Source organism: Pseudomonas marincola, assembly GCF_900116605.1.
Classification (GTDB): Bacteria; Pseudomonadota; Gammaproteobacteria; order Pseudomonadales; family Pseudomonadaceae; genus Aquipseudomonas; species Aquipseudomonas marincola.
Genome location: NZ_FPBC01000011.1, coordinates 114158 through 136868, shown reverse-complemented (window position 1 = coordinate 136868; position 22711 = coordinate 114158). Strand labels below are relative to the sequence as shown.

General features: G+C 57.8%; 21 protein-coding genes. 11 read left to right on the top strand and 10 right to left on the bottom strand.

Features of this window, described 5'->3' with window-relative positions; all coding sequences use genetic code 11:
- Positions 1–205 precede the first annotated feature (205 nt).
- On the bottom strand, positions 206–1930 hold the full coding sequence (locus tag BM395_RS17370; protein ID WP_090514162.1) for a cobaltochelatase CobT-related protein: 1725 nt from the start codon (positions 1928–1930) through the stop codon (positions 206–208).
- A gap of 8 nt (positions 1931–1938) precedes the next feature.
- Positions 1939–2919: an AAA family ATPase gene (locus BM395_RS17365; protein WP_090514159.1), complete on the bottom strand. Its 981-nt coding sequence runs from the start codon at positions 2917–2919 to the stop codon at positions 1939–1941.
- Between the two features lie 217 nt (positions 2920–3136).
- Here BM395_RS17365 and BM395_RS17360 point away from each other — a divergent pair, with 217 nt between their 5' ends.
- A complete protein-coding gene (locus BM395_RS17360) occupies positions 3137–3382 on the top strand; it encodes a hypothetical protein (RefSeq protein ID WP_090514156.1) in 246 nt (81 codons plus the stop codon).
- Positions 3383–3385: 3 nt separating this feature from the next.
- On the opposite strand, the gene BM395_RS17355 is transcribed toward BM395_RS17360, so the two are convergent.
- The 3 genes from BM395_RS17355 to BM395_RS17345 all read right to left on the bottom strand — a co-directional run bounded on the left by BM395_RS17355 (position 3386) and on the right by BM395_RS17345 (position 7173).
- Complete coding sequence (locus tag BM395_RS17355; protein WP_069901279.1) at positions 3386–3775, bottom strand: DUF3461 family protein; 390 nt, start codon at positions 3773–3775, stop codon at positions 3386–3388.
- 326 nt (positions 3776–4101) lie between these two features.
- A complete protein-coding gene (locus tag BM395_RS17350; protein ID WP_069901095.1) occupies positions 4102–5424 on the bottom strand; it encodes an MFS transporter in 1323 nt (440 codons plus the stop codon).
- A gap of 84 nt (positions 5425–5508) precedes the next feature.
- The gene (locus BM395_RS17345; RefSeq protein WP_090514154.1) at positions 5509–7173 is read right to left on the bottom strand and encodes a GMC family oxidoreductase; all 1665 of its coding nucleotides are present in this window, start codon (positions 7171–7173) and stop codon (positions 5509–5511) included.
- A gap of 190 nt (positions 7174–7363) precedes the next feature.
- Here BM395_RS17345 and BM395_RS17340 point away from each other — a divergent pair, with 190 nt between their 5' ends.
- Positions 7364–8170, top strand: coding sequence for an IclR family transcriptional regulator (locus BM395_RS17340; protein ID WP_090514152.1), 807 nt, complete (start codon positions 7364–7366; stop codon positions 8168–8170).
- A 26-nt stretch (positions 8171–8196) separates the two neighbouring features.
- Here the strand turns inward: BM395_RS17340 and BM395_RS17335 are convergent, their stop codons facing one another.
- Together BM395_RS17335 and thiS are read right to left on the bottom strand one after the other, a co-directional pair.
- Positions 8197–8994, bottom strand: coding sequence for a thiazole synthase (locus BM395_RS17335; protein WP_069901101.1), 798 nt, complete (start codon positions 8992–8994; stop codon positions 8197–8199).
- Positions 8995–9050: 56 nt separating this feature from the next.
- A complete protein-coding gene (gene thiS / locus BM395_RS17330) occupies positions 9051–9251 on the bottom strand; it encodes a sulfur carrier protein ThiS (RefSeq protein ID WP_069901280.1) in 201 nt (66 codons plus the stop codon).
- A 302-nt stretch (positions 9252–9553) separates the two neighbouring features.
- Between thiS and BM395_RS17325 the strand changes: the two genes are divergently transcribed.
- The 6 genes from BM395_RS17325 (at position 9554) to BM395_RS17300 (ending at position 16258) form a co-directional block, all read left to right on the top strand.
- Positions 9554–10942: an aminotransferase family protein gene (locus BM395_RS17325; protein WP_069901103.1), complete on the top strand. Its 1389-nt coding sequence runs from the start codon at positions 9554–9556 to the stop codon at positions 10940–10942.
- Between the two features lie 231 nt (positions 10943–11173).
- Positions 11174–12640, top strand: coding sequence for a MocR-like pyridoxine biosynthesis transcription factor PdxR (pdxR, locus tag BM395_RS17320; protein WP_090514149.1), 1467 nt, complete (start codon positions 11174–11176; stop codon positions 12638–12640).
- Between the two features lie 252 nt (positions 12641–12892).
- Positions 12893–13081: a hypothetical protein gene (locus BM395_RS17315; RefSeq protein WP_069901107.1), complete on the top strand. Its 189-nt coding sequence runs from the start codon at positions 12893–12895 to the stop codon at positions 13079–13081.
- A gap of 58 nt (positions 13082–13139) precedes the next feature.
- A complete protein-coding gene (xsc, locus tag BM395_RS17310) occupies positions 13140–14900 on the top strand; it encodes a sulfoacetaldehyde acetyltransferase (protein WP_069901109.1) in 1761 nt (586 codons plus the stop codon).
- An 84-nt stretch (positions 14901–14984) separates the two neighbouring features.
- Positions 14985–15935 (top strand): bifunctional enoyl-CoA hydratase/phosphate acetyltransferase, encoded by a 951-nt coding sequence (locus BM395_RS17305; protein WP_090514146.1) that lies wholly within the window; start codon positions 14985–14987, stop codon positions 15933–15935.
- 23 nt (positions 15936–15958) lie between these two features.
- Positions 15959–16258, top strand: a complete 300-nt coding sequence (locus BM395_RS17300) for a DUF6506 family protein (RefSeq protein WP_069901113.1) — start codon at positions 15959–15961, stop codon at positions 16256–16258.
- Between the two features lie 9 nt (positions 16259–16267).
- On the opposite strand, the gene BM395_RS17295 is transcribed toward BM395_RS17300, so the two are convergent.
- Positions 16268–16921, bottom strand: a complete 654-nt coding sequence (locus tag BM395_RS17295) for a hypothetical protein (RefSeq protein WP_090514143.1) — start codon at positions 16919–16921, stop codon at positions 16268–16270.
- 337 nt (positions 16922–17258) lie between these two features.
- Here BM395_RS17295 and BM395_RS17290 point away from each other — a divergent pair, with 337 nt between their 5' ends.
- Together BM395_RS17290 and BM395_RS17285 are read left to right on the top strand one after the other, a co-directional pair.
- Positions 17259–18215 (top strand): YeiH family protein, encoded by a 957-nt coding sequence (locus tag BM395_RS17290; protein ID WP_069901117.1) that lies wholly within the window; start codon positions 17259–17261, stop codon positions 18213–18215.
- A gap of 22 nt (positions 18216–18237) precedes the next feature.
- Positions 18238–19035, top strand: a complete 798-nt coding sequence (locus BM395_RS17285; RefSeq protein WP_090514140.1) for a sulfite exporter TauE/SafE family protein — start codon at positions 18238–18240, stop codon at positions 19033–19035.
- A gap of 32 nt (positions 19036–19067) precedes the next feature.
- Here BM395_RS17285 and BM395_RS17280 read toward each other — a convergent pair whose 3' ends face one another.
- Positions 19068–19334, bottom strand: coding sequence for a YebG family protein (locus tag BM395_RS17280; RefSeq protein ID WP_090514138.1), 267 nt, complete (start codon positions 19332–19334; stop codon positions 19068–19070).
- Between the two features lie 478 nt (positions 19335–19812).
- On the opposite strand from BM395_RS17280, the gene BM395_RS17275 reads away from it, so the two are divergent.
- Positions 19813–20286, top strand: coding sequence for a phosphate-starvation-inducible protein PsiE (locus BM395_RS17275; protein WP_090514135.1), 474 nt, complete (start codon positions 19813–19815; stop codon positions 20284–20286).
- 55 nt (positions 20287–20341) lie between these two features.
- Here the strand turns inward: BM395_RS17275 and BM395_RS17270 are convergent, their stop codons facing one another.
- The gene (locus BM395_RS17270; protein ID WP_244529004.1) at positions 20342–22675 is read right to left on the bottom strand and encodes a DEAD/DEAH box helicase; all 2334 of its coding nucleotides are present in this window, start codon (positions 22673–22675) and stop codon (positions 20342–20344) included.
- Positions 22676–22711: the final 36 nt, after the last annotated feature.

Below are 22711 nucleotides of genomic sequence, written 5' to 3'. Positions count from 1 at the left end.
GTCTTTACGTTTGACCGGGACCAATAATCCGCCTGTGTTTGAGGTCTGTTTAGGGCCACATCAAGCGCCTGTCTGGGGCCAGTTTGAAGTGCGCGGTTTAGGGGCAATAAATCGCTCTAAATCAGCTGTTTGCACCAAAAAATGACTCATTTTTATGAGTGTAAAAGGGGCGCTGAAGGGGCCAGTTGGCAGCGATGGTGCACGCCTACTGGCGTGTGTGCAAGAGCTGTAAAATCTCGTCGAAAACCCGGTTGTCGAAGCTCTGTGACAAGTCCAGCTCGAGGCTGTTCTGGTAGTAGTTGCTAAGATCCAGGCCCACGCCCAACGCATATAATTCCACGCCGGGCTGCTGCTCGATCTGCCGTGCGACCTGTTTCAGGTGCAGGTCGAGAATGTCCTGATCATTGGTTTGATGGGTGGCGCTGTCCATTGGGCAGCCGTCGCTGATAATGATCAGGATGCGCCGTTTGGCATCACTGCGGCGCAATCGCTGATGCGCCCAGAGCAAGGCTTCACTGTCGACGCTCTCGCGGAACAGATCCGATTTCAGCAGCGCCGCAATGCTTGGCCGCGCTTTGCGCCAAGAGGTGCTGGCGTCTTTGTATACGCGGTGCTCAAGCTCATTTAAACGGCCAGGATTGGCCGGTTGGCCTGCTGCGCGCCAACGTTTAAGCGGTCGTCCGCCATTCCACTGGCCAGTGGTGAAGCCAAGTATCTCGCTCTTGGCGCCGGCTAACTCAAGGGCGCGACTCAAGGTGTCGACCAGTAACGCAATCGACTCAATGTGATTGCGCATTGAGCCTGAGTTGTCGACCAGCAGGGTCACGCAGCAATCGCTGTGCGGCCGCTCGCGTTCATGGCGAAATATCTCGCGCTGTTCGGGGCTGATGATCAGGCGGCTGAGTCTGCCAGCGTCTATTTGACCGTCCGCCTGAGCAAACGCCCAGCCATCACGTTGCGGTTCGGCCAGCAGGTTACGCAGGCGTCTGGCCAGCCTTGGCAGATTCAGGCCTTGTTCGGCAGCGCGCTGGTCGAGGCGTTGGCGAAGCTGCTTTAACAGGTCGCTGCGCACCAGATTCGCGGCGTTCAACTCGCGATCATAGTCGCGGCTGTAAACCGGGTAGGTGAACGCGTCGTGGCCGTTGCGTGTGCTGCCTGCGCCAGCCGTCGTGGCGTGCTCATCGCCCGTTGCATCGCTCTCATTGTCGAGCAGCAAGGCAAAAGCCAGGTGCGATTTTTCAGCTATTTCCGAGACTTTGCGTTCATCGTTATTGAGCAGTTCTGCATCAAGCTGATCCAGCAGCTCGACCACTTTATCGGCAATCCAAAGCGCATGTTCGCCGAAGCGCAGTTGCTCATTACGCGTTCGCCTTAGCAGTCCGAAGTGCGCGCCGAAGTGACCGAGCAGACTTAGGCGCGGCGCTTCAATGAGCATTTCAGTTTGCTCGCTGGCGCGCCCGCCGCAGAGCAGGAACCAACTCATTTGCGCCACAGTGAAGAGCATCAGGCCGACGTGCCCTTCGGTTTGCCCTGAGTCCAGAAACTGCTGGCTCCAGTTGCCGTAGCGCTGCATAAGATTACGTTTCATGCCCGGGTGGCAGTCGCTCACCAGTGATTCAACGCGCAGTTGCTCAAGCAGTTCGAATACCAGCCGGGCAATCGGATGCGCAGGTAATTGCGTGTGCAAAAGCGCGCGGTCGCTGTACTTGAGTTTCAGCGCCAGGCTGTCGGCGACGGCGCGGTAGTCCGCAAAGTTATCCTGTTGTGGATCTGGGTGCAGATGCGGTGCGCGCACCGCAACGCGCTGGCCGTCTACTTCCAGCCGGGCGCCGCGATAGCGCACGCGACGTTCTCCGGAAAACGCCCGTAGAGACGCAGCGCACAGCTCTTCGAGTTGCTGTTGGCGCTTCTCGCGTCGTGGTTGTTGCATGTCACTGCTCACGCCAGCGCCAAGTGCGGCAACGCCGATTCTTGCAGTTCATCATCGAAGCAGCGCTGGTAGTATTCCGCGACAATGCTGCGCTCGGCTTCGTCGCACTTGTTGAGAAATGACAGGCGAAATGCCAGCGCCGGATCACCGAATATCTCAGTGTTTTCGGCCCATGCAATCACACCGCGTGGCGACATCAGCGTCGAAAGGTCGCCACAGGCAAAGCCCTCACGGGTCAGGCCGGCCACCGCCACCATCGACTCAAGCAGTTGTGCAGGGTAGAGGGCAAGCAGTTGCGGAACCCGCGCGGCTACAATTGCCTGCTCCTCAGCCGGGGGCAGGTAGTTCAGGCAGGCGACGATATTCCAGCGGTCGAGCTGCGCCTGATTGAGCACTTGTGTGCCGCTGTATAAGCCATTGAGGTTACCCAAACCGACCGTGTTAGATGTGGCGAACAGGCGAAACTGCGGGTGTGGGGTGATCAGCTGATTCTGGTCGAGCAAGTTGAGTTTGCCGTCACGCTCAAGAATGCGCTGAATAACGAACATCACGTCCGGGCGCCCGGCATCGTATTCATCGAATATCAGCGCCACTGGCCGGCGCAGCGCCCACGGCAGAATGCCTTCCTGAAATTCGGTGACCTGTTTGCCGTCCCGCAACACAATGCCGTCCTTGCCGATCAAGTCCAGGCGGCTTATGTGGCCGTCCAGATTAACCCGCACGCAAGGCCAGTTGAGCCGCGCCGCTATCTGCTCGATATGAGTTGATTTGCCCGTGCCGTGCAAGCCCTGAAGCATCACGCGACGGTTGCGGGTAAAACCTGCCAACACCGCTTGCGTGACTTCTGGATTAAACCGGTAGGCGCTGTCGATTTCCGGCACTTGATGATCGTGCTTGAGCAGGACCGGTACGCGCATGTTGCTGTCGATACCGAACAGTTCACGGGCAGAGACCAGCCGGCTGGCAGATTCAAGGGTCAGATCAGTCATGCGCAGTGCCTCTGAAACGGAATGAGTTCAACCGATTCTATGGGCGCTATTGATCAGGGGCAGGGGCCAGTTGGCATTCAACGATGGGCCAGGAACGGGCTTAAACAGTAGAGCTTTGCCGGGGCTGGAGCCAAAACTGCAGTGCAACTGGCTCTATGGCAGGCGCGCGTGCGCGCTAAGGATGGGGCCAGACAGAAACAATAAAGAGGCTTCCCGCATGTCGAACACGACTCTGACCCTTGCCCTCAACAGCCAGCTGAGTGATTTGTTTCAGCGCTATGAGGCGCATACACAGGTAACACCGGAGCAATATGTCGAGGCCTTGCTGGCCAAGACCTTGCCTACCTTGCAGGCTGTAGTTGAGGCGCTGGATGAAGCCGGTGGTGACTCCGAGGCGATGGCTCAGCTGTTCGCCAGCAAAATGGCGCAGATGGCTCAACCCGCTGCGCCCGCACAGGCCTGATACTCAGGCCAGGCATTCGATTTTCTGGCGAATCTCGGCAAGTTTGCCTTCCATCACACGTTCCAGGTGCTGGAGATCCTGCAATACCTCGGCCTTGGGCGAGAGTTGCGGGACTTCAGCTGTGGTCAGTTGTTTGAGTTCTGCCAGTGCGCTGCATAATACCGGGCTGCTGTTGCTCAACTCAGCGTAAGCCTGGCTGTGCCGACTCTGGCCCGGGATGGCTGTGCGCGGATGAGCGAAGGTGAACTTCTGGCTGTGTGCTCGCAATGAGCTGGCCGGACGCTCAAAGTAGATTTTCAGTACATCGCGGTCACGCTCCTGGCGCAAACTGAAGCGTTTGATTGATTCTACAGCGCTAATGCCCATCTCTTTCAGGGTTGGGTAGTCGGTCATGGCAGTTACCTCAGAAATCAGTGATCGATAATTCGGCTCCATTGCAAGCGCACGGCAATCAACCCGGCTGATGATTCCTCAGCTGAGCAAATTGGGGCGGATTGTTATTGTTTTCAGCGATTCTCGATCTGCATGTCAGGTGCAAGGCGCAGTTCGGAAGGGGGTGCCGCTCTCCTGCGGAGAGGTGTGCACAGTTTAGTCGGCAAGCTCGATTGGCCAAGAGCCAGCATTGGCCCTGCGATGGGGCCAGCGTTGTTCGGGCAAGCAAAAGCCCCGCAGCGGATTAACGCAGCGGGGCTTTTATCAGCCAATTTCAGGTGTGTGGCTTAGCTGTTGGTGACCGGCGCCGTAGACATTCGCGGCGCTGCTGTTGTTGATTTCTTGCGATTACCAATCCACCAGGCCGAGTAGGCACTCACCGCGCCGGCGAACAACACATACAGGCACGTCGTCCACGGTTGCCCGTCACTGCTGCGCATCAGCGCGGTGGCAATCATCGGGGTCAGGCCGCTGGCGAATATCCCTGAGAATTGATAGACGAACGAGATGCCGGTGTAGCGCACTTTGGCGTCAAACAACTCGCAGAACAGAGCGGCTTCCGGGCCATAAACGGCGGCATAGAAAATCCCGAACGGGATTACGATCGCCATCCAGATGAGGAACATATTGCCCTCGCTGGTCATCATCAACCAGAAGGCCGGGAATGCCGCCAGTGCGGTAATCAGCGAGCCCCAGAAGTACACGCGGGTGCGGCCGATGCGGTCACTCAGTGCGCCAAACATGGGGATCGTAAAGCACATCACCACCGCCGCAACCATGACCCCGATAAGTGCTTCGGAGCGCGGTAAATTGAGGGTCTGGGTCAGGTAGCTGAGGGAGAACACGCCGAATACGTTGAAGAACACCCCGTCGATGTACCGCGCTCCCATACCGGCGAGAACGTTCTTCGGGTAGCGCTTCATCATGTCGACAAATGGAATGGCGGCTTCGGCGTTGTCGGCTTTGACCTTGGCGAACTCCGGGCTTTCCATGACGTTCAGGCGAATCCAGGTGCCGACAAATACCAGACCGGCGCTGAGCAGGAAGGCGATCCGCCAGCCCCACTCGAGAAACTGTGTCTCGGTGAGGAAGTACGACAGCGCACCAACTACGCCCGAGGCCAGACAAAGGCCTATGGCAAGGCCGATTTGCGGCAGGCTGGCATAGAATCCGCGCTTATGCTTCGGCGCATATTCGAAGGCCATTAGCACCGCGCCTCCCCACTCACCGCCCAGGCCGATGCCCTGGAAAACACGCAACAGTAGCAGGAGCAGAGGCGCCCAGATGCCGATACTGTCATAACTGGGCACCAGGCCAATCAAGAAGGTCGCCACGCCCATGATCATCATGGTCATGACCAACATACTTTTTCGACCGATCTTGTCGCCAAAGTGGCCGAAGATAACCCCGCCAATCGGCCGGCTCAAAAAGCCGACAGCGAAAGTGCCGTAGGCCAGCATGGTTGAAATCAGTGGGTCATCACTGGGGAAGTAGAGCTGGTTGAAAACGATGCCGGCGACGACGCCGTAAAGGAAAAAATCGTACCACTCGATAGTGGCGCCTATGACACTTGCGATTACGACTTTGCGCACGGGATTTGGCGTGGACATGTCAGTATTCCTATGTGTTTGGCTCGGCAATCAAGCCGCTTGCGCACAGCTCGCGCGCCACGGCGGCTCTATTGCTGCAGTGACTCAAGAGGCGTGGGCACACAACTCTGAGGTTTTTGTCGGGTTGACGTTGACCGTGGCCAGCGACGGCTTGAGCGCATCTTCGAGAATCATCGTCGAGGCCTTCTCGGCAATCATCACCACCGGCACGTTGGTGTTGCCGGAAACCAGCGTCGGCATGATCGAGCAGTCGACCACGCGCAAGCCCTGGAGGCCGTGAACACGTAAACGTGAGTCGACCACCGCCAATGGGTCTGAACCCATTTTGCAGGTGCCGGACGGGTGGAAGATGGTCGCGCCGTATTGCCGGCAGAACTCGAGGATTTGCTCGTCACTCTGCGCTTCAATGCCGGGCAGGTGCTCGCGTTTGATCAAGTCCTTAAGCGGGCCGCTGGCCGCCAGTTTGCGGGTGTAACGAACCCCGGCAATTACCGTCTGGCGATCAAGCTCAGTCGACAGGTAGTTGGGCTGCATCGACGGCGGCTGATTAGGATCGGCCGAGACAATGCGCACGTACCCGCGACTCTCCGGCCGCAACTGGCACACCGACATGGTGAAGCCTGAGAACGGATGCACTTTGCCGCCAGCCGAATCGGCGCTGAGCGTGCCGAAATGGTACTGAATATCCGGCGTCTTGCTTTGCTCAATAACCTTGGTAAACAAGCCACCCTGGTTAATGCCGATTGCCAGCGGACCGCTGCGGGTAAACAGCCATTGCAGGCCCATGCGCAGTTTGCGCCACGGCGAACGCAGTTCGTCGTTGGTGGTAATCGGGCGGGTGCATTCGTACATCATGCGAATTTGCAGATGATCCTGCAGATTTTCGCCCACGCCAGGGAGGTCTTTTACCAGCGGGATCGAGAACTTCTGTAAAAGCTCGCTCGGGCCAACACCGGAGAGTTGCAGCAGTTGTGGCGATTGCAGGGCGCCGGCGCTGAGGATCACTTCACGTTTGGCTTTTACCGTGAGCTGCTGGCCGTTTTGCTCATACACCACCGCATTGGCCCGTGTGTCTTCAAACAGCACGCGCTGGGCTTTAGCCTGCGAGATGATGGTCAGGTTGCTGCGTTTCTGTGCAGGTTTCAGGTAGGCGACTGCGGTGCTGCAACGCAAGCCATTGCGGGTGGTCAGCTGGTAGTAGCCAACACCTTCCTGATCGCCGCTGTTGAAATCCTTGCTGCGCGGAACGCCCAGCTCAACGGCAGCGTTGATGAAACCTTCTGTGAGTGGATGGCGGGCCTTGATGCTGGAGGCGCTGAGTGGCCCGTCTGTGCCGCGGGTAGGGCCGGGGCCGAGGTCGTTATTTTCGCTGCGACGAAAATACGGCAGTACATCCTTCCAGGCCCAGCCTTCGTTGCCCGCGTCGGCCCAGGTATCGTAGTCGGCCTGTTGACCGCGGATGTAGATGAGCCCGTTAATGGAGCTGCATCCACCCCACACCTTGCCTCGCGGCCAATAGATGCGACGGTTGTTCATGCCAGGATCGGGGTCGGTGTAGAACCCCCAGTTATAGACAGGGTGGAACATGGTTTTGGCATAGCCAATAGGGATGTGGATCCACGGATACCGATCCGGTGGGCCGGCTTCGAGCAAGCAGACGCTGTAGCGCCCGTTCTCGCTGAGCCGGTTAGCCAGCACACAGCCAGCAGATCCAGCACCCACTACGACGAAGTCATAGATGAGCGACATTCGAAATCCTCTTTGTTTTTATTAGTGCGAAACCGAACTTCGAGATCAAATTAGAACAAAACGGTTCATTGTTGTTGGGCCAGAAATGACTTGTGATTGAGTCCACAGCCTTGTATTTACTGGCCTGTAAGATATTTTGTTTATAATCATGGAGTTATTTTCATGCCACAACTAACAGGCGGTATGGCAAATGGAACGAAACGTATCAAAAGCAGATGAGGCGCTGGGCGCTGCCACGCCAGATCGCAGCTTGCGGGCTTTGTTGCTGCTCGACGCCATCGCTCAGTCCGACTCGCCCTTGTCGCTGGCGCAGCTGAGTCATCGTCTGGATACGCCCAAGGCCACATTGCTGAGGATGGTGCAGGCGATGGAGCGGCTGGGGTTCTTGCTGCGCGAAGAGGACGAAAAGTCCTATTTGCTCGGCCCGCGTTCGGGGCAGCTTGGTTTGCACCTGTTGCGCAATGGCGTGGTTATGCAGCGCCATCGGCTGATTCTCGAAGCGCTGGTTCGCAAGCTGGGGGAAACCTGCAATCTGACCGCGCTGGATGGCTCGCAAGTGATCTATATCGATCGGGTCGAGACCACAGAACCGCTGCGACTGCATGTCGAGCCTGGCACGCATGTTCCGCTGCACTGCACGGCGAGCGGCAAGCTGTTTCTGGCTGAAATGCCGGTTGCAGATCGTGAGCAACTATTAACCTGCATTCCATTGCTGGCGCAGACCTCGCGCACCATCACCGACACGGGGTTGCTGCAAGCCGAGCTTGAGCGCATTCGCAGCCGGGGCGTGGGTATCGACAGTGAGGAATTTGTGGCGGGGATGGTCGCCGTGGCTGTGCCTATTCGCGATGCGCAGGGGCGTTGTGTGGCCGCGCTGGCGTGTCACGCGCCGACCGCGCGCAAGAGCCTGAATGATTTGATTGATGGAATTGAAGACATGCAGGCGGCGGCCGCGCAGCTGGCCTTGATGTTTGTCTCGCAAACAACCGGCGCCTGAAACAGCGGGGCGCCGGTGCCCAGGCTTCAGATAAACAAGCCGCTCAACGGGGACGATGCATCAGCGCTCAAACGACGCGGCATGCGTCCGGCCTGATACGCCTCTCGTCCGGCGCTAACGGCCTGACGCATGGCCGAGGCCATGCGAATCGGTTCGCGTGCGCGGGCAATTGCGGTATTCATCAGTACGCCATCGCAGCCAAGTTCCATGGCAATTGCCGCGTCGGATGCCGTGCCCACGCCGGCGTCAACGATTACCGGTACGTGAGCATTTTCGACAATCAGGCGAATGTTGTAGGGGTTGCGAATACCCAGACCCGAGCCGATTGGCGCACCCAAAGGCATCACTGCCACGCAGCCCAGTTCTTCCAGGCGCCGCGCTACCAACGGGTCGTCGCTGGTGTAAACCATCACCTTGAAACCCAGCTCAACCAGTTGGCGCGCAGCAATCAGGGTTTCGCCGATATCGGGGTAGAGTGTTTGCTCATCACCGAGAACTTCGAGTTTGACCAAGTCATGGCCATCAAGCAGTTCGCGGGCCAGCAAGCAGGTGCGTACGGCATCCTTGGCGGTGTAGCAGCCTGCAGTGTTGGGCAGGAGCGTGAATTTTTCGGGCGCAATGGCATCGAGCAGATTCGGTTCCTGAGCATTCTGGCCAAGGTTGCTGCGGCGCACAGCAAAGGTGACGATCTGCGCGCCGCTGGCATTCACGGCGGCTTGTGTCTCAGCCAAGTCTGCATAGTGGCCAGTACCAACCAGTAAGCGCGACTGAAAGGCCTGGCCGGCAATTATCAGCGGGTCCGCTATTGCTGCTGCGTGGGTCATAAACACTCCTGATCAACAGAATTGAAACCTTGCTTGCGGCTATCGCAAATCCCGAATCAGCCGCCGCCGATGGCGTGGACTATTTCGAGGCGATCGCCGCTTTGCAGGCGCCGTGTGGCCAGCTCACTGCGCGCAATAACCTGCAGGTTGTGTTCAACAGCCAGACGTCGTTCAACCAGACCGTTCAACTCCAGCAGTTCGAGCAGGCTCAGGTTTTCGGGCACTTGCTGCGCGGTGCCGTTAAGGATGATTTCAATCATGCGTGTATCGCACCGTGGTGGTTCGCTTTGTCTGCATGGTTGATTGATTCTGTGCGCCTCAGAAGGGCCAATGGTGCCAGCCATATTGGTCCAGTACGGCGCGGTGAAATGCCCCTGTGCGGCGCTGGCACCTCAGTTGGGTAAAAACTGGTTCTATGTGCGCTGGCGCCATGCTCCTAGTTTCATCACCAGAGGCTGAGCCTGCATTTACAGAACGCAGCCTGACGCTGGATAACCGCGGCCGCATGAATCTCCACCCCGGCCGCCGACAATTACAAAGTCCCACGCTGGAGGTTGGCATGAACACCATGACGAATGAAATTGATGCAGCTGAAGTGCTGGCCAGTGACCGCAGTCACGTATGGCATCACATTACCCAACACAAGCCGCTTGAACAGAATGATCCGATGATCATTGTTGAAGGCAAAGGCATGCGCGTGTGGGACATCAAGGGCAATGAATACCTGGATGCGGTGTCGGGCGGCGTGTGGACTGTCAACGTTGGCTATGGCCGTGAAAAGATTGCCGATGCGGTGCGCGATCAACTGGTCAAGCTCAATTACTTTGCAGGCTCGGCCGGTAACATTCCAGGCGCCTTGTTCGCCAAAAAACTGATCGAGAAAATGCCCGGCATGAGCCGCGTGTATTACTCGAACTCAGGTTCTGAGGCCAACGAGAAGGCCTACAAAATTGTTCGCCAGATTGCCCATAAGAAGTACGGCGGCAAGAAGCACAAGATTCTCTTCCGTGAGCGTGATTATCACGGCACCACCATCACTGCACTGAGCTCGACCGGTCAGTTCGAGCGCAAGAGCCAGTACGGCCCGTTCACTCCAGGGTTCGTCGAGTTCCCGCATTGCTGCGAATACCGCTCACAGTTCGGTGATGTCTCGGACTATGGCGTACGCGCGGCACTGGAAATGGAAAAAGTGATCCTGGCCGAGGGCCCGGATACAGTTGGCGCGGTGGTGCTTGAGCCCATTACAGCGGGTGGCGGGGTGATTACTCCGCCGGCTGGCTACTGGGAAACCATTCAGGCCATTTGCAAGAAATACGACATTCTTCTGCACATTGATGAGGTGGTTTGCGGCCTCGGACGCACCGGTAAGTGGTTCGGTTATCAGCACTACGGCATCAAGCCGGATATCGTCACCATGGCCAAAGGGGTTGCCAGTGGCTATGCAGCGATCTCTTGCACCGTGACCACCGAAGAGGTTTTCGAGTCGTTCAAGGGCGAAGCTGACGACCGCATGGGCTACTTCCGCGATATCAGCACCTTCGGCGGCTGCACTGCCGGCCCGGCAGCGGCGCTGGCCAATATGCAGATCATCGAAGAGGAGGGTTTGCTGGAGAATGTCACGCAAATGGGGGAGTACTTCATGGCCCGTTTGCGTGAGCTGCAAGACAAGCACCCGCTGATTGGTGATGTGCGTGGCAAGGGGCTTTTCTGTGGCTTGGAACTGGTCAAGGACCGGCAGACCAAAGAGCCGGTGGCAGAGAGCGTGGCCATTGCCGTCGCCGCAGACTGCATGCGCCAAGGCGTCATTATCGGGCGTACCAATCGCAGCTTTGAGCAGTTCAATAACACCTTGTGCTTCAGCCCGGCGCTGATTGCGACCCAGGCTGAACTGGATCAGATCATCACCGCCGTGGACAACGCGCTGGCCCGAGTGGGCGGCGGCGCTTAACTTCAGTAATGGCGTTTAATCAGCCGGGATGACCTGTGTGAACGGGTCTCCCGGCTTTGGCGTTTTGTCCATAAATGCGACTGATGCCGAGGTGGCTGACCAATAGTCTTGAGTGGCGGTTGGTGCTAGTCTGCGGCGCAGTCATCGCACCGAGGTGCATGGGCAAAGTGGAGTTGCTGGGCTGACGATGTGGGTTCCAGCATGTGCAGTTCTTACAGCTGAGGCCGCGATATGTTTCATCTATTTCATTTGTCCGCAGACAAGCCGACCGGCTTGCAGCAGCAGTTACGTGAACAAATTGCCCAGGTCATTCTTAACGGCAATATTCCGCTCGATAGCCCCCTGCCTTCCAGCCGTAAACTCGCCAAGCAGTTGAATATCGCCCGCAATACCGTGGTGCTGGCGTACGAGCACTTGCTTGATGACGGTTATCTGGTCGCCCGTGAGCGCAGCGGTTATTACGTAAACCCGGATATTCTGGCGCGCAAAGTCGAGCCGGCGAGGGTGCCGGTCGATTCGACATTTGATGGTGCGCCAGACTGGTCCACGCGGCTGGTGGTAAAGCCGACCGAACAGCGCAACATGAGCAAGCCGCGCGACTGGCAGAAGTACCAGTATCCATTTATCTACGGGCAGTTTGACCCGGTGCTGTTCCCGACTGCGAACTGGCGGGAGTGTTGCCGCGATGCCGTGAGTATTCCGGCGATTCGTGATTGGGCATCGGACCGTTTCGATGACGATGATCCGCTGCTGATGGAGCAAATTCGCACGCGCTTACTGCCGCGGCGTGGCGTTTGGGCCTCGCCCGAGCAAATTCTGGTCACCGTTGGCGCGCAGCACGCGTTGTATATGCTGGCGCGTTTATTGTTGCGCCCCGATAGCCTGATGGGCGTCGAAGACCCTGGCTACATGGATATTCGCAACATCGCCATGCTCAACCCGTCGCGGCTGCAGCCACTGGCTGTGGATGCGCAGGGCTTGGTACTCAGTGATCAGCTCAATGATTGCGATCTGGTTTACACCACGCCCAGCCATCAATGCCCGAGCACGGTGACCATGCCGCTGGACCGGCGTTATGAGTTGTTGCGCCGGGCCAACGAGCATGACTTTTTAATCATCGAGGATGATTACGAAAGCGAAACCAACTTCAAGGCCAATCCGATCCCGGCGCTCAAGAGTCTGGATAAGAACGATCGGGTTTTGTATGTCGGCAGCCTTTCAAAAACTCTCGCGCCAGGCTTGCGCGTCGGTTATCTGGTGGGCCCGGAGCCGCTTATTCGTCAGGCGCGTGCGTTGCGCCGGCTGATGGTGCGCCATCCAGCGGCAAACAATCAGCGTTCGGTGGCGTTGTTCCTTGAGCGTGGTTATCACGATGCGTTAATCATGAGCCTGATGCGCGCCTATCAGGATCGTCATCAGCAAATGGGCGATGCATTGCGTGAGTATTTGCCGGATTCGTCGCGCGAGCCGAGCTTTGGTGGCTCCTGCTACTGGGTCAAAGGCCCTGATGGATTGGACGCCCGCGAGTTGCAGAAACAGGCTGCCAAACAGGGTGTATTAATTGAGCCAGGCGATATTCATTTCTATGGTGAACGCCCGCCGCTGAACTATTTCCGGCTTGGCTATTCCTCGATTGCCGCAGAGCGAATCCGACCGGGTATCAAAATCCTCGCCGAGCTGATTGAGCAACTGAGCTAAAGCACTCTTCCGGGCCCACAGCAGTGGGCCATCTTGCCTACACCGCAGGCTTATGTCTGCGGTGCGATTTCCTGCGCGCGTTAAAAAGCCCTGTGGCCACTGGCGCAACAACTGGCCCGCAACTGGTTCTATCGGCTGCGTCTCTCAGGCTCCTACTCTAGGTCCAGTCCAGTTGGAACTGCATAGGCTCGACAGCGCAGGTTCTTACTGGGTTGCCGGTGCTCCATCACAAAAACAACGGGAGAGATCGACATGCAGAAAGTCTGTTCGACTGCGTCCAGTCACACCGCCCAAGGTGCCTTCGTGGTGCCAGTTGGTGGTCCAGCTGCCGTTTCGGGTTGGGTGTTGGAGCACCTGAATATTCAAGCAGGGCAGCGTGGCTGCCCTGAACCTGCCGAGGCTCTCGGCTATCCCTGTGCGCCGATGCCGCTCTGCGGCTAAGCCCCGATCAACCGGCGGCTTGGCCGTCGTACACCTAAGTTCTGAGAGGAAAGTCGATATGGCACGCATGACACCTAGCGAGGCTTTAGTTGAAACCATGGTCGCCAATGGCGTAACCGATATCTTCGGCATCATGGGCTCGGCCTTCATGGACGCAATGGATATTTTTGCCCCAGCCGGCATCCGTTTTATCCCGGTTGTGCACGAGCAAGGCGCTGGCCACATGGCCGACGGTTATTCGCGAGTGAGTGGTCGCCACGGTGTGTGTATCGCCCAGAACGGCCCGGGTATCACCAACTTTGTCACGGCCATTGCCGCTGCTTACTGGGCGCACAGCCCGGTTGTGGTCATCACTCCGGAAACCGGTTCAATGAGCCAGGGGCTTGGCGGCTTCCAGGAAGCTCAACAGCTGCCGTTCTTTGAAACCATCACCAAGTACCAAGGCCACGTTGCCAACCCGGCGCGCATGGCTGAACTGACCGCGCGCTGCTTTGACCGCGCCATGCAGGAAAACGGCCCGACCCAGCTGAACATTCCGCGCGACTTCTTCTACGGCGACATTAACGTTGATATCCCAACGCCAATTCGCATTGAGCGCAGCGCCGGCGGTGAAAACAGCCTCGCAGAAGCGGCTGCGCTGCTCGCGTCGGCGAAAAATCCGGTGATCATTTCCGGTGGCGGTGTGGTCATGGGCGATGCCGTTGAAGAGTGCAAGGCGCTGGCCGAATACCTGGGCGCGCCGGTGGTGAACAGCTACCTGCACAACGACTCATTCCCGGCCAGCCATCAACTGTGGTGCGGCCCGCTGGGCTATCAAGGCTCGAAAGCCGGCATGAAGTTGCTGTCCCGTGCGGACGTGGTACTGGCTCTGGGCACACGCCTTGGACCATTCGGTACGCTGCCGCAGCACGGCATGGATTACTGGCCGAAGCAGGCCAAGGTGATTCAGATCGATTGCGATCCGAAAATGCTCGGTCTGGTCAAGAAGATCTCGGTAGGGATCTGCGGGGATGCCAAGGCTGCTGCGGTAAACCTGCTGGGCCGCCTGCAGAATCTGGATGTGCTGTGCCTTGAGAACAAAGGCGCACGCGCAGAAGAAATCGCCATGGAGAAGGCGAACTGGGAAGCCGAACTGACTGCCTGGGTTCACGAGAAGGATGAATATTCGCTCGACATGATCAACGAGCAGAACGGCGAAGACGGCAACTATCTGCACCCGCGTCAGGTCCTGCGTGAGCTGGAAAAAGCCATGCCGGCGGATGCCATGGTCTCGACCGATATCGGCAACATCAACTCGGTATCCAACAGCTACCTGCGCTTTGAGCAGCCACGTTCGTTCTTTGCTGCAATGAGCTTCGGTAACTGTGGTTACGCGCTGCCAACCATTATCGGCGCCAAGGTTGCCGCACCGCATCGTACCGCTATCTCCTACGCCGGTGACGGCGCGTGGGGCATGTCGATGATGGAAATCATGACCTGTGTTCGCGAGAACATTCCGGTGACTTCTATCGTCTTCCATAACCGCCAGTGGGGCGCGGAGAAGAAGAACCAGGTCGACTTCTACAACCGTCGTTTTGTGGCTGGCGATCTGGAGAACCAGAGCTTTGCCGGCATCGCCCGCTCAATGGGCGCAGAGGGTGTCACTGTTGATCGTCTGGAAGATATCGGACCGGCGTTGAAGGCTGCATGTGAGGCACAGAAGGCAGGCAAAACCACGGTTATTGAAATCATGTGTACCCGCGAACTCGGTGACCCGTTCCGCCGTGATGCGTTGTCCAAGCCGGTGCGTTTCCTTGAGAAATACAAGGATTACGTATAAGCCCTGGCGGCCTGTACAAGCACCCTGCAGCGGCGCCTTTGGGCGCCGTTGCAGTATCGCCAGCGAGCAAATGGGAGGTGAATGATGTTGAGCACGACAGCACGCGAGTGCCCGGCTTTTTTGCTCAATCGGGCCAAGGCTTTGCCCCAGGTGGTAACCGCGGTGGTCAACCCGGTCAATCTGCTGACGTTGGGCAGCGCCAAGCAAGCCTTTGATGAGGGCTTGATCGTTCCGGTTCTGGTGGGTGATATCCAGCAGATGCGTGGGTTGGCCGAGCAACTCGACTGGGACCTCAATGGCATACGGCTGATAGCCGCGGCGGATGAGGCCGAGAGTGCTGCGATCAGCTGCGCACTGGCCGGCAAGGGTGAAGCGAGTGCGTTGATGAAAGGTCATCTGCACACCGACACTTTGTTACGCGCGGTGCTTAAACGCGATGCCGGACTGCGCACCGCCAGCCGTCTCAGTCATGTTTTCCACATGACTTTACCGGGCAGTGACAAGGCGCTGTCGATTACCGATGCGGTGATTAACGTGCAGCCTTCAATCATCGACAAGGTGCACATCGTTCGTAATGCAATCCAGCTGATGCATGCGCTGGGGTATGAGTCGCCGCGGATGGCAATCCTCTCCGGAACCGAAGAGGTGAGCAGCAGCATGCCGTCGAGTCAGGATGCCGCCGAGTTGACCAAATTGGCGGCTATTGGCGCGATCAGTGGCGCGAGGATTGAGGGCCCGTTGGGCTTTGATAATGCAATATCGGCCGAGGCCGCGAAGATCAAGGGCATTGCCGGACAAGTCTGTGGTAACGCCGATATTCTGCTGGTGCCAAATCTTGAATCGGGTAACTTTCTGTTCAAGCAGATGGTTTATTTCATGAGCGCTACGGCCGCAGGTCTGGTGCTGGGCGCCAAGGTGCCGATTATTCTGACATCGCGCGCTGATCCTCTGGAGGCACGACTTGCCTCATGCGCGCTGTCATCCATTTTTATTGATTACTGTGCGCAAACGCCTGAGCGGGCGCTGGCGGTTTAGTCACACTTCAACGGAGAGTTGCTATGGCAGTGCAACGTTACGCATTCATTTTCAAGGCCCCGGGCATGGATTTCATGACCCATAACGGCAAACTTGAGTCGGACGCTTTCTCGGCGACCCTGTGTGGGGTGGCCGATGTTGAGCAGGCTGTGATGGTGGCGCTCGAACTGCTGACGCATCACGTGCAGTTGATCGAGTTGTGTGGGGCGTTCAGCGAGGCGGAAACCGAGCAGATCCGTCAGGCCTTGGACGGCAGAATTCCGCTGGGCGCAGTTCAGTACAGCGCTGAGGACCGTGCGCGACTGCTGCAGCCCGGCGCTTAATCGCAGAACTCAGGCGGGCATTGGGGCTGTTTGTGCATGCAGATGCCAGGCGCTTAATACCCGCCGCGGCCACCAGTCACTGCTTTCTATCAATTGACGAATAAACACTTGCTGTTGCGTATCACCGGCAAAACATTGCGGGCGTGCGAATATCGGCAGCTCGCGCAATTGGTCGGTCTGTGCCACGGGTTGCGGATGATTGGGCAGTATCGGCAGTCTCGGGCACAGATAGAAGAGAATCTGGCTGGTCGCACGGCACTCATCGCTGCCATCAAACAAGGCATCACTGGCGCTCACAAGTAGCTGCTGCGCCAGTTCAGGTCCTTTCTCGGCAGCGCTTTGGCTTAGCGTTTCCCAGCGCGGGGCGACTTCCCGGCGAATAAAACCATCGAGCCGAGCGGCAAGTTCATCGGCGCTTAAGCCATGCATATCCAGTTGCGTGCACTGCGCGAGGATCCGCAAGTAGGTTTTGTCGATGAGGGTGCGTCCGGCATTTTGCCAACCATAACCGGCTGCTTTATGCAGGCTTCCATAAAGCAGCAATAGCAGCATGTTGTCACTGCTACGCGGATCGTTGCCGGTTGCGAAGCGCGGATTGGCGCGTTGCCAATGGTTGCGCAGGCATTCACTCATGCGCGTCAACTCAAGGTTGCTCAGGGCCATTTTTCCCTCCTGCTGTGAACCGCTCCGCGTGCTTTAGTGGGGCCAGTGTGAAACTCGCCAACGCACAGAATATGCGGCTTGTACGGATTCACTTAGCGCCAGCTGCGAGGGGCTATGGGGCCAGTCGGATTGGCCCCTAACAAGGCGGCTCAGTGGCCCTAATGAGTCGGTCCGGGTTTCACTAGCATCGGTGGCACGTGATGAAACAACGGTGTAGGTGCCAACCATGACAATAAAACAACACCACACGATTCCACCGGTTGCGGTCCCGGCAGAGTCGCAACCCGGCAATACCGACTCGTGGCTGGTACGGCGGGTACAGAAGTGCAAAGTGGTTATGCCCGGACTGATTATTTCGGCAGTAGTCGGTGTCAGTGCCTCGTTCCTCTCCGAGCACTACGGTGCACCTGTGATGCTCATGGCGTTGCTGTTGGGCATGGCGCTGGGGTTTCTTTCGGAGGAGGGCCGCGCTGTTGCCGGAATCCGTTTCACCTCCAGCACGATCTTGCGCATTGGCGTTGCGCTGTTGGGGATGCGCATAACCCTGGAGCAGATCATGTCGCTCGGCGGCACCTTGCTGGCAGTGGTAGTCGGTGGGGTGTTTTTGACTATGACCTTTGGCGTGGTATTGGCCCGTATGCTCGGGCAGTCGCGTGACTTCGGTATTTTGAGTGGCGGCAGCGTGGGCATTTGCGGGGCTTCCGCTGCGCTGGCGATTTCGGCGGTGTTGCCGCAGGACAAAAACAGCGAGCGCAACATCATCTTCACGGTGATCAGCGTGACGGCGCTGAGCACCATCGCCATGATCATTTATCCGCCCATCGCACAATGGCTCGGACTGGATGCACGGCAGGCCGGGGTGTTCCTTGGCGCGACGATTCACGACGTTGCGCAAGTCGTTGGGGCTGGCTACAGCATGTCGGATGAAACGGGCGATACCGCAACGGTAGTCAAGCTGCTGCGTGTGGCCATGCTGGTGCCGATTGTGTTCAGCCTGTCGCTGATGCTGCGCAAACGCAGCGATGGCCCGCGAGCGGCTCTACCCCTGCCGTTATTCATTATCTTTTTCGTGATCTTTGTGGCCATTAACAGCAGTGGCGTGGCAACACCGGCCATCCGTGAGTTCGCTGTGAGTGTTTCAAGCTGGTGTCTGGTCACTGCGATTGCTGCGCTGGGTATGAAAACATCGCTGAAGTCGTTGCTTGAGGTAGGCTGGCGCCCGGCTACGTTGCTGGTCAGTGAGACCGTGTTTCTGGCGACTCTGATACTGTTGGCTGTTCATTGGATGGGGTGAGGTTGAACGTGGGCGTAAAGCCATGAGTGTGCAAGTGCACCTGATGTTTCTGGGCTGTGTGTTACTTGCCACGCTGGCACAGAACCTCACAGGGTTTGCCTTCGGCTTGATCCTGCTGGGGATGGTTGCCACCCTCAATATTGTTTCACTCGCCGATGTGGCCGTGGTCATCAGTTTTCTCACCGTTGCCAATGCGCTGGCGACGTTGGGCGGGCCTAAACCTGCACTTGATCGCAGCGTCCTGATGCCGATTCTATTGAGCAGTTTGTTGGGTGTGAGTGTGGGTATGTGGGGCTTGGGTGCGCTGGATGAGGCGCAAATGGCCTGGCTGCGGCTCTTGCTGGGCTGCGTAATTATCATCGCCAGTTTGCTGTTGGTGGTGCAGAGCAAGCCCCGAGAACGTCTTTCCGGGCAACCCGCTTTCTGGGTTTCAGGCGTTCTATGCGGGCTGCTTAACGGGCTGTTCTCGAGTGGCGGGCCACCGCTGGTGTATCACCTCTATCGCCAGCCACTGGCTTATGAGGTCATCCGCAACACGCTGATCACCGTGTTTGCGGCCAACTCTGCAACGCGTCTGGGCTTGGTGATTGCCCAAGGGCAGTTGCACATGCAAGTGATCTGGCTGAGCCTTGAGGCGCTACCGCTGGTGCTGCTGGTAAGTGTACTGATGCGGCGCTACCCGCCGCGCCTGTCACTGCGCACGGTTCGCTGGCTGGTGTTTGCTTTGTTGGTGCTGGCGGGTGCCAGCCTTATCGTCGAGTCACTTGGGCAGGTGCTGGCAATGGCCGCAAAACCGCCCACGCTCCCCCACGGTGCATGACCGCAACCACGGGGTAATCAGCGTGGTGACCCTTACTCGGCGGCTTGCGGTTCCTTGTCCAGATCGTTGAGAGCATCCGGTTGGTTCTTGAAGGCTTTGGCGAAAATGTCGCGATTCTTGGCCATGAAAATGCCCAGTTCTTCGCCCTGTTGTTCGTTGAGGCTCGGAACGGCCTTTTGCAGCACGTCTGTCAGCAGCTCTGCCAGTTCAAGCATTTTGTCATGACGGTCAGCTTCTGCTTTATCCATGAATAAACGCTCCAGATCTCGACTGCTGCGGTACACCACTTCGACGGCCATTCATCACCTCTACCTTCACGCTGATTAATTACATTCAGGAGCTCTGCAAAAGCACGCGGCTGGCGCGGTGTGTTTGCAGGCTCTTTAGCTGTTTATTTATACAGTATTTGTAGCTTAAAGAATTCCAGCGGTTTTGAACAGCAGCAATCATGCCGTACCGCACAAAACCGAGAGCGCTGATTACTTATCGGAGCGAATCGGGCCAAACTTGATGTCAGTGCGAAATGTTAAGTGTGGCTGCCGATTACTGGCATTTCAGTGAAGCACGAATTGCCCGGGTGGTCTTGCTCAACGCGGCTAATTATTAAGTCGTCAGAGGCCGCGCTGCGTAGTAAATGTAATGCTTTCACGGCATTATGCGCGCATCAATTCAGCAATATTTTCGCGCCCCATAATCACCGGTTCGTCCCGAAGTTGCGGGTGTCCTGAGTTGTATTTTGGTCTGCGTGCGGGTCGGTTCAACGTTAAGGAAGTGGCTATGAAATGGGTGGATAACACCAGGCAGCAAATGCACAAAAGCGCAAACTCGATCGGTAATCTGCTGGTGGAAGGGTTCCACTACATTGGGCTGTTTGCCATCGGCGGCGTCACGGCGTGGGCGTCGATCATTGCCTTTATGGAGATGCTCGAAAAAGGCCACGCCAGTGTCGATGGCGTGCTGCTGTTATTTATCTACCTGGAACTGGGGGCGATGGTCGGGATTTACTTCAAGACCAATCACTTGCCTATCCGCTTTCTGCTGTATGTGGCGATCACCGCGCTGACGCGTTATCTGATTGGCGATGTATCGCATCACAAGGCGCCGGACGTGGGTTTGGTTTATGCCTGCGGTGGCATATTCCTGCTGGCCTTGTCGGTGCTTGCAGTGCGCTATGCGTCTTACCGCTACCCGTCGAGCAAGCCGATCGACGCCACCGGTGATGTGGTCAAGGATAAAGCCGAGAGCCATTAATCATCGGCTGTTTGGCAGCACTCTGTCGCGGAGTGCTGCCAGCGGCCAAAAGCGCTTATTTGTCGAGTGGTGCGAACAGTGCCGCCAGATCCTCTTCGCTGATCTGCCACTGTTCCAGGCTGCCGCCTTCAAGTACGCCACGGGCCAGATTGGCCTTGGTGTGCTGCAACAACTGGATTTTCTCTTCGACGGTGCCGCGGCTGATCATCTTGTAGACGAACACCGGCTTTTCTTGGCCGATCCGGTAGGCGCGGTCGCTGGCCTGTGCTTCGGCTGCCGGATTCCACCACGGGTCGAAGTGGATAACGGTATCGGCGGCCGTCAGGTTGAGGCCAACGCCACCGGCCTTGAGGCTGATCAGAAACACCGAGAATTCGCCAGCCTGAAAGTCATGCACCGGCGAGCGCCGGTCTTGGGTGGCGCCGGTCAGTTTGCCGTAGCTGATGCCGCGCTCTTTCAGCTCAGAGGCGATCAGGTCGAGCATTGAGGTGAATTGCGAGAACAGCAGCACGCGGCGACCTTCCTGCGTCAGCTCCTCAAGCATGTTCAGCAATGACGTCAGCTTGCCTGAGTCCGAGGCTTTCAGCGTGCTGGACTCATCGCCCAGCAAACGCAGATCGCAACAGGCCTGACGCAAGCGAAGCAGCGCTTCGAGAATGACTATCTGGCTGCGCGCCAGACCCAGTCGGGCGATCTCGTCGCGGACCTTTTTATCCATCACCAGACGCAGGGTTTCGTAGCGATCGCGCTGAGTCGGCGTCAGGTCGACCCATTGGGTGATTTCGGTTTTTGCGGGCAACTCGGTGGCGACTTGTTCTTTCTTGCGGCGCAGCACGAACGGCTTGATGCGCCCATGCAAATGCGCCAAACGCTGGCTGTTGGCGTTCTTTTCAATCGGCGTGCGGTAATCGTGATTGAAGCTTTTGCTGTCGCCCAGCCAGCCCGGCATCAGAAAGTTGAACAGCGACCAAAGCTCGCCAAGGTGATTCTCCAGCGGCGTGCCGGTCAGGCACAGACGGCGTTCGGTTTTCAGTTGGGAGGCGGCTTGAGCGGCCTTGCTGCGCGGGTTCTTGATGTTCTGCGCTTCATCCAGAATCACCAGATGATAACTGTGTGCGCCGAGCATTTTGAGGTCGCGCGGGAGCAGGGCATAGGTGCTCAGAATAATGTCGTACTCGCCGATGTGCTTGAACTGATTGCGCCGCTTGATGCCATGCAAAGCCAGCACTTTCAGTTGCGGGGTGAAGCGTTCGGCTTCGTCCTGCCAGTTGGGAATCAGGCTGGTCGGCATGATGATCAGCGCGGGCTGCTGCAAACGCCCGGCCTGCTTTTCACAGAGGATATGCGCTAGCGTCTGCACGGTCTTGCCCAGACCCATGTCATCGGCCAGTACGCCGCCTACCTCTAATTCGGCAAGCGCTTGCATCCAGGCCAAGCCATGCACTTGATAGGGCCGCAGTTGCGCCTGCAAGCCTTCGGGCGGGCTTACGGTTTTGTCGCTGTAGGCCTGCAAGCGCTGGGCAAAGCCGCGCAGTTGCTCGCCGCCTTGCCAGTGAATTGCCGGGCCTTGTTCGAGTGCAATCAGGCGCGCCGCGTCGGCTCGCGGCAGGCGCAAGGATTGGCTGGTTTCGCCCGGTTCGCGAAAGAACAATTCGCCGAGCGTCGCCAGCAGCGGCTTTAGCCGTGAAAAGGGCAGCGCCACGCGTTGCTTGTTCTGGGGCAGGGTCACCAGCAGCATTTCATCGTCGCGGCGCAGGGCCAGTGCTTCGCCATTGAGCAGGTTGGGGTTCTTGCGAATTGCCTGCAGCAGAATTGGCAGCAAGCTGATGCGCTGGCCTTCAACCTCGATACCCAACTCCAGATCGAACCAGTCATGCTCGGGTGCCTGCTCGATGTCGGCGTACCAATCTTCAATCTCGCTGAGGTTGAAGTAGAAGTCGTCGTCCATTTCGATCAGCCACCCGGCCTCGCGCAGTTCGGGCAGATGCTGTTTGGTGAATGTCAGCCAGGCGCCTTCATTGCCCAGCTCGAAGTGTTCGCCGGGATGGTCGCCCAGCGCTTCGCTCTGGCGCAGCGATATTTTCAAACCGCAGTCGAGCAGGTGTTGGCGCATTGCGGCTTCCGCTTGCGGGTTGCGGATTATGCGCAGCGGGATTTCACCAGGGCGTTTTACGATCAGGTCTTTAGGGGCTTTACCGAAGGCCAGATGGCCCTGATAGTCGAATGCCAGCGCAGCACGGTGCTGGGTTTGTTCCTGCATACGGGCCTTGCGCGCATCGAAGTGCACGCGCACGTGGCTGCCAAGCGACAGCACCGCGCGAGGGGAGACGCCTTCAAGGCGCTCCTCCAACAGTCCGGCAGTATCCAGGGACGGCGCATTCTGGCTCATCGTGCTGTTAACCCTAGTCAGCATTCACTGTCGACA